General features: G+C 39.5%; 14 protein-coding genes and 1 riboswitch. Of the genes, 4 read left to right on the forward strand and 10 right to left on the reverse strand.

What is annotated here, in order from left to right; genetic code table 11:
* Nucleotides 1-411: 411 nt before the first annotated feature.
* The 4 genes from AC3A54_RS21790 to AC3A54_RS21805 form a co-directional block, all read right to left on the reverse strand.
* Nucleotides 412-2,082, reverse strand: coding sequence for a glycoside hydrolase family 13 protein (locus tag AC3A54_RS21790; protein ID WP_487656202.1), 1,671 nt, complete (start codon nt 2,080-2,082; stop codon nt 412-414).
* A 129-nt stretch (nt 2,083-2,211) separates the two neighbouring features.
* A complete protein-coding gene (locus AC3A54_RS21795; RefSeq protein ID WP_487656203.1) occupies nt 2,212-2,616 on the reverse strand; it encodes a globin domain-containing protein in 405 nt (134 codons plus the stop codon).
* A 90-nt stretch (nt 2,617-2,706) separates the two neighbouring features.
* Nucleotides 2,707-3,117 (reverse strand): VOC family protein, encoded by a 411-nt coding sequence (locus AC3A54_RS21800; protein ID WP_487656248.1) that lies wholly within the window; start codon nt 3,115-3,117, stop codon nt 2,707-2,709.
* Between the two features lie 284 nt (nt 3,118-3,401).
* Entirely contained in the window at nt 3,402-3,893 is a 492-nt protein-coding gene (locus tag AC3A54_RS21805; protein ID WP_487656204.1) for a hypothetical protein, read from the reverse strand.
* Nucleotides 3,894-4,081: 188 nt separating this feature from the next.
* Nucleotides 4,082-4,126, forward strand: a riboswitch (PreQ1 riboswitch).
* An 8-nt stretch (nt 4,127-4,134) separates the two neighbouring features.
* Between AC3A54_RS21805 and AC3A54_RS21810 the strand changes: the two genes are divergently transcribed.
* Nucleotides 4,135-4,620 carry a QueT transporter family protein gene (locus tag AC3A54_RS21810; RefSeq protein WP_335548541.1) on the forward strand — a complete coding sequence of 162 codons (486 nt, stop codon included), beginning with the start codon at nt 4,135-4,137 and terminating at the stop codon, nt 4,618-4,620.
* A 42-nt stretch (nt 4,621-4,662) separates the two neighbouring features.
* On the opposite strand, the gene AC3A54_RS21815 is transcribed toward AC3A54_RS21810, so the two are convergent.
* Nucleotides 4,663-5,175, reverse strand: coding sequence for a hypothetical protein (locus AC3A54_RS21815; protein ID WP_487656205.1), 513 nt, complete (start codon nt 5,173-5,175; stop codon nt 4,663-4,665).
* 181 nt (nt 5,176-5,356) lie between these two features.
* Between AC3A54_RS21815 and AC3A54_RS21820 the strand changes: the two genes are divergently transcribed.
* A complete protein-coding gene (locus AC3A54_RS21820; protein WP_487656206.1) occupies nt 5,357-5,881 on the forward strand; it encodes a DinB family protein in 525 nt (174 codons plus the stop codon).
* A gap of 58 nt (nt 5,882-5,939) precedes the next feature.
* On the opposite strand, the gene AC3A54_RS21825 is transcribed toward AC3A54_RS21820, so the two are convergent.
* The 5 genes from AC3A54_RS21825 to AC3A54_RS21845 are packed head-to-tail and all read right to left on the reverse strand — an operon-like array spanning nt 5,940 to nt 10,468.
* Entirely contained in the window at nt 5,940-6,908 is a 969-nt protein-coding gene (locus tag AC3A54_RS21825) for a sugar phosphate isomerase/epimerase family protein (protein ID WP_487656207.1), read from the reverse strand.
* Nucleotides 6,905-7,939, reverse strand: coding sequence for a Gfo/Idh/MocA family protein (locus AC3A54_RS21830; protein WP_487656208.1), 1,035 nt, complete (start codon nt 7,937-7,939; stop codon nt 6,905-6,907). Before AC3A54_RS21830 ends, AC3A54_RS21825 begins: the two co-directional genes overlap by 4 nt.
* Nucleotides 7,936-8,970, reverse strand: coding sequence for a Gfo/Idh/MocA family protein (locus AC3A54_RS21835; protein ID WP_487656209.1), 1,035 nt, complete (start codon nt 8,968-8,970; stop codon nt 7,936-7,938). The genes AC3A54_RS21830 and AC3A54_RS21835 overlap by 4 nt, the downstream gene beginning before the upstream one ends.
* A gap of 2 nt (nt 8,971-8,972) precedes the next feature.
* On the reverse strand, nt 8,973-9,698 hold the full coding sequence (locus tag AC3A54_RS21840; protein ID WP_487656210.1) for a ThuA domain-containing protein: 726 nt from the start codon (nt 9,696-9,698) through the stop codon (nt 8,973-8,975).
* Between the two features lie 35 nt (nt 9,699-9,733).
* On the reverse strand, nt 9,734-10,468 hold the full coding sequence (locus AC3A54_RS21845) for a sugar phosphate isomerase/epimerase family protein (RefSeq protein ID WP_487656249.1): 735 nt from the start codon (nt 10,466-10,468) through the stop codon (nt 9,734-9,736).
* A 173-nt stretch (nt 10,469-10,641) separates the two neighbouring features.
* Here AC3A54_RS21845 and AC3A54_RS21850 point away from each other — a divergent pair, with 173 nt between their 5' ends.
* Entirely contained in the window at nt 10,642-11,409 is a 768-nt protein-coding gene (locus AC3A54_RS21850; RefSeq protein ID WP_487656211.1) for an AraC family transcriptional regulator, read from the forward strand.
* A 124-nt stretch (nt 11,410-11,533) separates the two neighbouring features.
* Nucleotides 11,534-11,959, forward strand: a complete 426-nt coding sequence (locus AC3A54_RS21855; protein WP_487656212.1) for a VOC family protein — start codon at nt 11,534-11,536, stop codon at nt 11,957-11,959.
* The last annotated feature ends 754 nt before the right edge of the window (nt 11,960-12,713 follow it).

Consider the following 12,713-nt stretch of genomic DNA (forward strand, 5'->3'; position numbering starts at 1 on the left):
GTTCTATTTCGAATGTTTTATTCTAGACGACTTAAATATATTAGATATCATACTAGTATTCGTTAAAGAGTGCAATCGTTTGCACTTGCTTTTAAATAAAAAACTATTTTAGTATGTTGGTTTAAGTGTCAAAAATAGCAATCGAAATGGAGTAAAACCTTGTTATCTAAGAAAACGTTTGCACAAAATAGCAGAAAAACTGTAAAAAATCGTTATTCCTCAATAAAAAATCTACTTACTTTACAGTTAATATCTACTAATACCCCCTATACTTTTTATGTATCGTTAGCGAAAACGTTTGCGCTAATCGATAGATTCATAGTAGCACTTTTAAAATGTATGCGCAATCATTTTTTTATTTTTTTATGAGGACAGTCCCCCGCCGCTTTATAGCAGCGGGGGACTGTCACTTTATTTTGTTAAGACTCTTACCTCATACGGACGTAGTGTAGCTGATGTTCCCGCTTTATAGTTGGAGAGAAGTAATTGATAATTTGCTATGCTGTGAACGAGCTCTTCCTCGTGAATCTCTACCTCTTCCCCACTAAAATTACATAAAACTAAAAGGCGTTCTCCCTTCCAGTTTCTTTCATAAGCAAAGATCGATGGGTGATCTTTGAGTAACAATTGAAAATCGCCTTCTACGATAATATCTATTTCCTTACGAAGGGAGATAAGCTTTTGATAAAAATAGAAGATAGACTCTGGATCTTCTAACGTACTTTTCACATTGATTTCTTTGTATCTTGGATTGGCCTTAATCCACGGAGTCCCTGTCGTAAATCCTCCGTGCTCTGATGCATCCCATTGTACAGGTGTTCTTGCATTGTCTCTTCCCTTTGCGTATATGGACGTCATGATTTCTTCATGAATATAGCCTAATGCTGAACGTTCCTTGTACATATTAAGTGTTTCAATATCACGATAATCCTCTAAAGAGTCGAACTTCACGTTGGTCATGCCGATTTCTTCCCCTTGATAAATATATGGGGTCCCCTGCATAAAATGAAGACAGGCCGCTAACATTTTGGCTGATTCCACGCGGTATTCCTGGTCATTACCAAAACGGGAAACAATCCTTGGCTGGTCATGGTTATTCCAATAGAGACTGTTCCATCCTTTGTTGTGAAGTCCCACTTGCCACTTTGCTAAGTTTTCCTTTAAATCTACAAGATTGAGCGGTTTTAAGTTCCACTTACCACCGGGGGCACTATCTAAATCCATATGCTCAAAAGTGAAAATCATATTAACTTCATTTCGTTCAGGATTGGTATAAAGAATGGCATCTTCTGGTGTGGTTCCAGGCATTTCCCCCACCGTCATAATGGGATAATGCGCTAAGACTTCCTGATTCATTTCCTTCATAAATTCATGAATTCTAGGTCCATTCATATAAAATGGACTGCCATCTCCATATAATTGACCTTCCCCTTGCACACCATCAGGTAAGCCTGGCTGTTTTGAGATCATATTGATTACGTCCATTCGGAAGCCATCGATTCCTTTATCAAGCCAAAATCTCATCATGCGGTAAACTTCCTCACGTAAAGCTGGGTGTTCCCAGTTCAGATCAGGTTGTTTTTTCGCAAATAAATGCAAGTAATATTCCTTGGTGGCTTCATCATAATCCCATGCAGGACCGCTGAAAAATGATCCCCAATTGTTCGGTTCTTTCCCGTCTCTACCCTCACGCCAGATATAATAGTCACGGTATGGATTGTCTTTCGATTGTTTCGATTGAACAAACCATTCATGCTCATCAGAGGTGTGGTTAACAACGAGGTCCATGACTAATTTCATGTCACGTTTATGTACTTCTTCAAGCATCTGGTCAAAATCGGCCATGGTGCCGAACTCTTCCATGATCTTTTGATAATCACGAATATCATAGCCATTATCATCATTCGGTGAATCGTACACAGGGCTTAACCAGATGACATCCACACCAAGCAACTTCAAGTAATCCAGTTTTTGAATAATACCTTGAATGTCGCCGATTCCATCTCCATTCGAATCCATAAAGCTTCTTGGGTATATTTGATAAACAACGCTTTTCTTCCACCATTGGTCATTTGTTTTCAATTGGAATCCTCCTCACTATAAACAACCACACTATACCATAAAAAATGAAAGGGGTTAATTTTATTGGATATAAAAAAATCCTCACCCTGGTTAAGTACAGGTAAGGATTTTTGTTAATTCGCAAATTAATTAGTCTCTGTCAGGACTGTTTACCATTATGCCAGCAACCTGCGTTAAACGATCATAAAAGGCTAGTCCTGCTGGGTTTTGATCGAGTCCAATTTCCTGAAAGGCTTCTCTCATACAGCGTAGCCAACAGACCGCTCTTCTTGGGGTTACTTCAAATGGTAAATGCCGCTCTCTCATGGCAGGTGGTCCAAATTCCTGGCTGTATAAAGCAGGACCTCCTAAAAATTGTGGAAGAAACATTCTCTGCTTCCGCTTGATTTCTTCCATGTCCCCTTCAAATAAAGGTCTTAATTCTGGGTCTTCATATACTCGTGGATAAAAGGCATTAACAAGCTTGTCAATGGTCTCTTGTCCACCAATTTCACTATATAGAGATTTAAAATTATAATCCAATTCCTTCACCATCCATCCTTTATTTTTCCCCTATTTCAGATAATTATAAAGCTTCCTTGAATGGTATTTTGTGATTTACATCACGGAATAGATAAAATTACATCAATTTCCAGAAGGGTCTTTGCCTAATTTAGGCGCAACTAATTCCACTTTTATACGATCAGGGTCTTCAAAAAATACAGCATAATGTGAATTTCCACCTGCAAACGGGTGTCGATTCTGATAAAGAATAGATATCCCTTTTTCTTTTAACTGTTCTGTGATTTGATCAACCTGCTCTTGCGATTCTGCATGAAATGCCAGATGATTTAAGCCGACTCTAGCGCGGTGGTAAGGGACATCCATGAATCTCTTTTCCACTTGTACAAATACAAGATAGGTATCTCTGTATTTCCAACTAATACCTGAATCCCAGTTTTGATACTTTTCATATCCTAATTCAGTTAAAAACCATCCCCAAAATTCGGTTGTCTTTGCTAGGTTCGAAACGTAGATTTCTAAATGGTGCAGTATGATGGAGGCCCCCTTTTAATTCAATATATTATATTATTTTATCTTTCCAAGTTCGTCTAAAAATGCTGGCCGTCTATTATGCTTCTCTCTTAATTCTTTGATTAGTTTATGGGAATGGAGAGTACCAAAGGCTGTACGTTTTCCTATTATTCTATCACCTTTTATTTGCGAGGATAGTAAGTTTATTTGCGATAATGAATGGTTTATTTGCGTAAAGTAGCAGTTTATTTGCGAAAAAAGCCAGTTTATTTGCGAACACAGAAAAAGCCGACTTAATAGTCAGCTTATTTAGTGAATATTTTCTGAATAAGCGATTTTGGTTTTTTTCTCATTTTTTCAATCATACTTTGGAATCCATACATAATGACTGATTTTATGAAAAATAAGAGTCCCATTTGATAGTGCTTCATGCTAACAAGTGAAACAATCCCCATTCTTCTTAACGCAATCATCCCAGGAAAGGCAAAAAGGGTGTCAAGAATAAGGTTCAATAGTAAGTATCGGAAGAAGTTTCCGAATGTGAACTTTAAGATCCATAATGATCCCACAAAAAATGGACCTATCATAAAGGGGAGTTCGCCCATTGTTTTTGGAATGAGTTTTTCATAAAATCTCCACCATAGCCACTTTTTCGAAAAATAACTCTCAAAAAGGACCCAAACGAAGATAAACAAAGCACCCGGGTAAAATCTCTTGAAGGACCGCTTTCCTAGGAGTGGCAGTGATAACCAAGGTATCAGCATCATTGCGAGTAAAAACAATTTATTTTGTTTCATAATAATACGCCATTCCTTTTTTCTTTTTATCATGCACGGATTTTTATTATTTATGTAAAAATTTCCTGTAATTATTTTTGAATAGCGTGGCACAAAAAAGGTCCTTTAAATTTGTGCACTATTAGCCTAGAACTTCACGTGGAATTGACGAGTAATTCTATTTATATTAATATATTAATTTGGCTGAAAATATTGTGGTTCGAGAACCTCCCACACAAAAAAACTAAGGAGTTAATTATATATGAAAGTTAATACAATTGTCGTAAACGGTATTGTAGCAGCATTGTACATTGCTGTCTCTGCTTTAATCCAGCCGTTTGGGTTTACCCAAGTTCAGTTTCGCGTATCCGAGATGTTCAATCATCTAGTTGTTTTTAACAAAAAATATATCTATGGAATTGTTCTTGGTGTGTTTTTAACAAATTTGTTCTTTTCACCGATGAAGGCCTATGACCTTATTTTCGGTGTCGGTCAATCCGTGATTGCCTTGTTAATCACGATTGCCTGTGCAAAATATATCAAGGGCTTATGGACACGTATGATTGTGAATACACTCGTCTTCACGTTTACCATGTTTTTAATTGCTCTTGAGCTGCATTTAGCATTTGACCTGCCATTTATGTTCACTTGGTTAACAACCGCAGTTGGTGAATTTGTGGTTATGGCTGTGGGTATGCCAGTGATGTATGTGATTAATAAGCGTGTTCGATTTGATAAAATCGTCTAAACAAAAAAAGAGTTGCTGCAAACGCATTGACTCTTTTTTGAATTAATTCATAGAATTATTATCTAATCTGTAAAAAAGAATACCATTCTGCCCGTACCAAAATTCAATAGATTGATCGTTCTTCTGATCCACGTAACCTAGTATATCTGCCCCTTGCTCAGTACGTTCATAAAAATTCTCCCCATATGCCTTTTTCGCCTTTGATATTGAATCCCCAACTTCAATTCCTTTTGCGGTAGGTATCCCCGAGCTTTCTACGATAAAGCGAAAAATACCGCCCTGTTCATTTGTAGCAATCTCAAGTCCATCCTGAATTTTGTAATATCTGAAAGTCTCTGTGTCTCTACCTTTATACTTCTGTTCACCATAAAAACTAATAAACCGGTCCGAATGAATATCATCAAATAGATAGAATCCATTAATATTCTCATTATGTAGATCGGTATGTTCCGTAAACTGATGTTGAAATGACCGAGGAAAATGTGGTCTTAAAAATAAAAATATCGAACTTATAAAAAGGATAAACACAATAATTATTACTATATTCTTACTCACTAATTATTCCCCCTCAGAAGCATAGAATCTCTATGTATATCTAAATCATAATACAAAGTAATTCTATGTACAAGTATTTATTTTCTAAAATAATCCAATTCAGGTTGTTTTTATTTGGTATTTCTTTGCAAAAAGGAATAAAGTAGTAGTAGATGATTACAATTTGGAGGGAGAGACTAATTTGTTACAACGTCCTTTAACTAGTGAGTATCCTGAATATTATGTACCCTATGTGAATCTGGTTCCCGAAGGAGACCTATTAGCGATTTTAAGTGAGGATTTAAAAAGTACGATTGAACTTTTTGACGGAATTTCGGATGAAGATGGGCATTTTCGTTATGCCCCAACTAAATGGAGTATCAAAGAAGTTCTAGGTCATATGACAGATACCGAAAGAATTATGAGTTATCGCCTGCTTCGTATTGGCCGCGGTGACCAAACTGCTTTAGCGGGGTTTAATGAAAATGATTTTGTAGAAGGCTCTCAAATTAACAAGCAATCTATCAAAGATATACTTGAGGATTTTATAGCGACACGCAAGGCTACGATTACTTTAATTAAAAACATGCCTGCTGAGGCCTGGGGCAACAAAGGCAATGCCAACAATACGGAAGTGACTACCCGTGCAATCGGCTACATAATTGCAGGTCATGCCATTCATCATAAAAAAATTATTAACGAGAGATACCTTACATCAAAAAGATAGATAACATGAAATAAGCAGTCGGAGTATTGCCCGACTGCTTTTTCTATTACTCATATACTTATACCCACCACATTTGTGAAACAGGCTCTTCAATTAGAATAGATTTTAAATTCACAACTGCTCGCTTAAAGCCTTCTTCAATGGACATGATAGGATCCTCATGTTCGATGCTGACCACATAATCGTAGCCATAGGTGCGGAGTGCACTCATCATGTCAGACCATTCCTTCAAACTATGGCCACATCCTACGGAACGAAAACTCCATGCACGTGAACGTACTTCCCCATATGGCTGCATATCGGTTAATCCATACATGTTTACATTTTCTTGGTCAATATACGTATCTTTCGCATGGAAATGGTGGATGGCATTTTCTTTAGCCAAAATCTTTATCGCTGCGACAGGATCAATTCCTTGCCACCATAAATGACTTGGATCCAAGTTGGCCCCAATCGCATCACAGGTTTCTTCGCGCAACTTCAACAGGGTGTATGGAGTGTGAACTAAAAAGCCGCCATGTAGCTCAAGGCCAATTTTCACCTGATGCTCCTTCGCATACTGGCCTACTTCTTTCCAATATGGAATCAGCTTTTCTTCCCATTGCCACTTTAACACGTCTCCATATTCGTTAGGCCAAGGAGTCACCGGCCAATTAGGGAACTTGGCGCCTTCATGGTCACCTGCGGTACCAGAGAAACAGTTTACTACTGGAACTCCTAACAAGGACGCAAGTCTAATCGTTTTTAAAAGTGTCTCGTGTGACTGCTTCGCGAATTCTTTCTCAGGAGAGATAGGATTTCCGTGACAACTAAAGGCACTAATCGTTAGCCCTCGCTCTTCGACTTTTCCGATATATGCCTTCCGTGCGTCTTCACTTTCCAATAACGCGTCTAAATCGCAATGGTTGTTCCCTGGGTAGCACCCAGTTCCTATTTCAACGGCATGAAGGCCTGCCTCTTTGACGGTATCAAGCATATCCTCGAACGATTTTTCAGCAAATAATACGGTAAATACACCTAGTTTCATTTCGTAATCCCCTCTCTAAACGACTCACTACTTTTATAGATTCGATCTATTATTTCGGAAACTTGAAGAGCCTCCTCTGGCTTCACAATCAATTCTTCCATTCCAAGACATGCTTGGATAAAGTTTTTTGCCTGTGGCAGTCCAGGATTCTCTTCACCTGGAATCCAAGCGGCTTGGCTATTTAGCAGCATGCCATTTTTAGTGGTATAAAGCTCAAATGGGAACACACTTAATCCGCCATCCACTCCAGAGATGCTCAGATGTTCCTTGTCGTCCTTGATATTTGCCGCCCACGAAGTTTCAAACAGCATCGTAGCACCATTTTCAAACTGAGCATACGCTGTGACATGATCATCGACATTAAACGTTTCATGATCAAACTCGCCCCATTGATTTACTTGATTCGGCATTTTACTTAACGTGTTATATGTGGTGCCTGACACCATCGTTTGTTTTGGATTTCCCATTAGCCATAAAGCGAGATCTAGGAGGTGACAGCCATAGTCAATCAGACTTCCGCCTCCTTGAAGATCTTTATTCGTAAAAACACCCCAGCCCGGCACTTTCCTGCGTCTTAAAGCCTGAACTCTGACTACAAGTGGTGTTCCTACCTCTAGCATAGCTTTCTTTGCTGCCTGAGCTTCCTTCATGAAACGATAATGATAAGCGATCGCTAGAACCTTTTCCGCTTTTTTTGAAGCAGCAATCATCGCTTCACATTCCTCCGCACTTAGAGCCATCGGCTTTTCACAGAGAACATGGACTCCCGCTTCCAGTGCAGCAATCGTAATCTCCGCATGAAATTTATTTGGTGTACAAATACAAACGGCATCTACTTCTGAAAAAAGGTCCTGATAGTTCTCAAACACATGAGGAATCTGATGTTTTTCAGCGATTTCTTTGGCACGGTCCACATTCACATCACTGAGAGCTGTTATTTCACATACGTCACTAAGCTGTAAAAAAGCAGGGATATGACGGCCCTGCGCTATTCCGCCAACCCCTATAATGCCAATTCGTAGTTTTTTCATCGTTCTCTCACTCTTATAATCTGTTTTGTTTCATTTGACTCTAGCGCAGCCAAGATGACATTTAAAGACTTCATGCCTTCCTCACCCGGTACAGGAGGCTCTTGATCGTTCACAACAGCATTAACAAATAGATCAATTACACGTGAATTGTTTTGACCGCCATCTTCATTTGACTGGATCCTACCCAACTGGTAATTGACCACCTCACCATTCTTATATTGAACAACCAGTGAGTTGACCGGGTCATCCTCTAAACGAAGAATGGCTTTTTCACCATAAATAATCGTCGAATTATCTTCTTTGCTTACATAGGCCCAACTGGCAGCAAGCGTTCCGATGATTCCACTTTCCGTTTTTAAAATACAAACCGCATTGTCATCCACATCGGCAAAATCCTTTGCGCTTGTTTCTACGAAAGAACCCACTTCAACAATCTCTTCCCCGAGTAGATAACGCAGTAAATCCGTTTTATGCACACCTAGGTCGCCCATCGCTCCAACAAATGCTTTTTCCTTTTTGAAAAACCAGCTTTCTTTTCCATCCACACTCCAACCTTCAGGACCACCGTGTCCAAATGCTGTACGAAAACTATAAATTTTCCCGATTTCTCCACTTTCAATGAGCTTACGTGCTTTTTGATGAGACGGTACAAAGCGTTGATTATGAGCAATCATCAGCTTTTTGCCACATTCCTTGGCAGCAGCAATCATTGCTTCTGCCTCTTGTTTTGAAGTAGCCATTGGTTTTTCACAAAGGACATGAACCCCGGCCTTTAAAGCAGCAATAGAGATTGGGGAGTGAAGGTAGTTTGGTGTACAAACACTAACCGCGTCTACTCCGCCGGCATTCAATAACTCTTCATAACTCGTATAGGCTTTAGCTCCGAATTTCTCGGCCACTTCAAGTGCACGCTCTTCATTGATATCACAAACCGCAACAAGTTCTACGTGTTTATTTGCTTTATATTCAGGTAAATGACGATGCTGGGCAATGCTGCCGCATCCGATGACAGCTACGCGTAATTTTCCCATGATTATTTTCCTCCTTTAATCACTTCTAATGGTTTGGCGTTTCCGTAAACTGGACGTTCGCGTTTCACTGGCTTAGCCCATTTCACGGCATTGCTAATGACACGCTGAATTTCTTTGTTATGATAAGTCGGATAGGTTTCATGTCCTGGACGGAAGTAGAAAACCTTACCGTTTCCGCGCTTATACGTACAGCCGCTTCGGAATACCTCTCCACCTTCAAACCAACTGGTAAAAATCAGTTCATCTGGCTGCGGGATATCAAAGTGCTCTCCGTACATTTCTTCTTTTTCAAGTTCGATATATTCTGAGATTCCTTCTGTGATAGGATGGCTTGGGCTTACCACCCAGAGACGTTCCTTTTCATCGGCTTCCCGCCATTTCAAATCGCAGCTTGTTCCCATTAATGTTTTAAAGATTTTTGAAAAATGGCCAGAGTGGAGAACAATGAGTCCCATTCCATCAAGGACACGCTGCTGCACCTTTTGCACAATTTCATCTTTTACTTCGCCGTGTGCGAGATGCCCCCACCAAACTAACACATCTGTATTAGCCAGTACTTCATCGGTTAGACCATGCTCTTGTTCATCTAATGTAGCTGTTCTAGTGTTGAAACCTTCCGCTTCAAGAAATGCGGCAATGGCTCCGTGAATTCCATTTGGGTAAATATCTCTAACCACAGGGTTTTTCTGTTCATGTCGGTTTTCATTCCATACTGTTACGTTTAACATCTGTAACGACTCCTTTTAACTTTTATAAAAATATATTATTTAGACGTCAGCTTTTCTTTTAAGTAATTTAGACTTATTTCAATGCTTTCAAACGGGGTCCGGCGGCTGAAATCCTGCTCGACGATCCACCAGTCTACACCAGCGTCCACTCCTAAATTGAGTACGCTTTCAATATCAACCCCACCTGTTCCAAGTTCAGCAAAATATTGTTCCTCATCTGTTGTCATATCTTTTAAATGGATGAGCGGAGTACGATTTCTGTATCGGTTCATCCACGCCACTGGCTTTTCACCAGCTTTGGTCAGCCAATAAACATCTAGTTCTGCCTTAACGTTTGCGGCATTAGTATCTTCAAATATGGATTCTAACGCTGTCCTTCCGTCAGAGAGTCGTTCTAATTCAAAATCGTGATTATGATAGCAAAGAGTAATGCCTTCTTGACGGCACTTTTCACCCGCTTGCTCTAAAAGAAGAATTAATGCTTGATAATGTTGTTCTGTCCGACGTTCGGGTAGGAGGTAAGGACAGACAACATATTTGCTACCTAGCAGTTTTTGGTCTTTTATTACTTGTTCCAAATTCAATTCTAAGTCCTCAAGCGGCACATGGCTTGCTGCAGCTTGAAGCCCCAATTCATCCAAGACCTTTTTTACTTCTCGAACTGGTAAACCACCGTATCCAGCAAATTCCACCCCGTTGAATCCAAGCTCTGCCACTTTCCTTAAAGTACCAACAAAATCCACTTCAGATTCTTCCCTTAAGGTGTACATTTGGACAGCAATTGGTATAGTTGTTGTCAATCTCATCCCTCATTTCTGCGAGCTATTTATATTAATTATTTGATACCATCATATATGATATTCCTTAAAATAAACATTAACGATATAATCAAAACATCTACTATTTTGCTATTTATTTTTCTGAAAAAGAGGGGCCTACAATTATGAAAATATATTTCTGCGGTTATTCATATCATACACAGGGGTATTATTCTCAGCATAAATCGGGATTCCCTGGGTACCTTTTTCGACTACAAACGGAAGGTTTCTGTGAAGTAGTCGTAAAAGGGAAACGAAGGACTCTTGAAAAGGGTGACCTTTTGATTATTCAACCAGGCGATTATTATGAGTTATTAGTTGAGGCCGGCCAAAGCAGCGCGGATTACCATTTATCATGCAAAGGGGACTGGGTGGATGAATGGTGGGAACGTTCTGCAAAGCCTACGATCTCTAAAATAGATTTGGACGAAAAAACAATGGCTCTCTGGCGTCATCTAAGTGTGGAGGAACGCCGGCCGTCATCTGAGGAAAATAAGGAGCTTTCTGAATACCTACTAAGAGCACTTTGTTTATCCTTAGAACGAGCAGTTAATGAAACGGCTCCCTCCTTTAATAGGCCCTATACAGTTACACGTATGATGCGCTTTATTGAAGAGCATGCAACAACCTCCTTTAAAGTAGAAGAAGTGGCGAAACACGCTGGTCTTAGCGTTTCTCACTCAGTTCATTTGTTTAAAAGCAGTGTTGGAAAAACAATGATTGAGTACTCCCTCGAAGTCCGTTTGTCTGCTGCGATGGAGCGAATGAAATACACCACGATGACACTTGAGCAAATTGCCGAGGATTGCGGTTTCGGATCCTACCCTTATTTTCATAGAGTATTTCAAAAAAAATATGGCATAGCTCCCGGTGCGTATAGGAGGCAAGATTAAATAATATATTTTAAATTTTCATTTACGAACAAATGTTCCCTGTTTTATAATTTAATTATGGGCAATAATAGAAGCTATGTTTATATATTTGACCATACATAATAACCCAAGGAGCTGGTGTTAAATGACAGTAAGATTAATTCCCTATTTAGTCATGGATGGAAATGCGAAAAAAGCCATTCAGTTTTACGAAAAGGCTTTGGATGCACAGGTTCTTTTTAGTCAAAGTTTCGGTGAAATGCCTGAAAACCCTGAATTCCCTCTGCCTTCTGAAGCAAAGGATCGTATTAGCCATGCAACAATCAAAGTAGGGGAAACAGAAGTAATGCTGTCTGATACGTTCCCAGGTCAGCCCCATCAAATTGGAACACAAGTCACTATCTGCATTAGCACGAACGATGCAGAAAGAGCCAAGAAGTTTTTTGAAGCATTGACGGAAGATGGTCAAGTGGGTATGCCATTACAAGAAACCTTCTTCAGCCCAGCCTACGGGATTGTAACAGACAAGTTCGGTGTTACCTTCCAAATTTTCACTGAAGGCAGACACTAAACATTACTTCATAAGGCTAATTAAATTTTGTATTTTTTAATAAAAAAGGCATTGTAAAGGAAGATTGTTGTTTTCTATACCCTGTTGATTGGAGCGGAAGACGCGAAGACTCCTGTGGGAGTACGGTTCAGGAGAGACCCCGCAGGCGTAAGCGCCGAGGAGGCTCGCCGAAACGCCCACGAACCGCTTGCGTCTGGAGCGGAAATCAACAGGCAATTTTATCAGAGACAATAAAAAAGACTCCGCTTGCATCGATTAGATACAGCGGAGTCTTTTTTTTAGCTCTTTTCGTATACGTTGTTGCTCTCTGTCAATTTTTGTTCCTAATTTAAAAGTAACTTCTGACAAGGTTGATAAATTTTTGGTCAACTCTGTCAAAACATAAGCTAACTTCTGACAAGGTTGATAAATTTTTGGTCAACTCTGTCAGAACATGAGCCAACTTCTGACAAGGTTGATAAATTTTTGGTCAACTCTGTCAAAACATAAGCTAACTTCTGACAGGGTTGATAAATTTTTGGTCAACTCTGTCAGAACATGAGCCAACTTCTGACAAGGTTGATAAATTTTTGGTTAACTCTGTCAAAACATAAGCTAACTTCTGACAAGGTTGATAAATTTTTGGTCAACTCTGTCAGAACATGAGCCAACTTCTGACAAGGTTGATAAATTTTGGGTCAACTCTGTCAGAACATGAGCCAACTTCTGACAAGGTTGATAAATTTTGGGTCAACTCTGTCAGAACATGAGCCAA

The sequence above is a fragment of the Neobacillus sp. Soil_C_43 genome, from assembly GCF_057656715.1.

Bases quoted from the DNA above. Each gene is read 5' to 3' on its own strand.
- AC3A54_RS21795 (WP_487656203.1), bottom strand. From the start codon at position 2,616: ATGGTGAAGGAATTGGATTATAATTTTAAATCTCTATATAGTGAAATT.
- AC3A54_RS21805 (WP_487656204.1), bottom strand. From the start codon at position 3,893: ATGAAACAAAATAAATTGTTTTTACTCGCAATGATGCTGATACCTTGG.
- AC3A54_RS21810 (WP_335548541.1), top strand. From the start codon at position 4,135: ATGAAAGTTAATACAATTGTCGTAAACGGTATTGTAGCAGCATTGTAC.
- AC3A54_RS21825 (WP_487656207.1), bottom strand. From the start codon at position 6,908: ATGAAACTAGGTGTATTTACCGTATTATTTGCTGAAAAATCGTTCGAG.
- AC3A54_RS21830 (WP_487656208.1), bottom strand. From the start codon at position 7,939: ATGAAAAAACTACGAATTGGCATTATAGGGGTTGGCGGAATAGCGCAG.
- AC3A54_RS21835 (WP_487656209.1), bottom strand. From the start codon at position 8,970: ATGGGAAAATTACGCGTAGCTGTCATCGGATGCGGCAGCATTGCCCAG.
- AC3A54_RS21840 (WP_487656210.1), bottom strand. From the start codon at position 9,698: ATGTTAAACGTAACAGTATGGAATGAAAACCGACATGAACAGAAAAAC.
- AC3A54_RS21845 (WP_487656249.1), bottom strand. From the start codon at position 10,468: ATGTACACCTTAAGGGAAGAATCTGAAGTGGATTTTGTTGGTACTTTA.
- AC3A54_RS21850 (WP_487656211.1), top strand. From the start codon at position 10,642: ATGAAAATATATTTCTGCGGTTATTCATATCATACACAGGGGTATTAT.
- AC3A54_RS21855 (WP_487656212.1), top strand. From the start codon at position 11,534: ATGACAGTAAGATTAATTCCCTATTTAGTCATGGATGGAAATGCGAAA.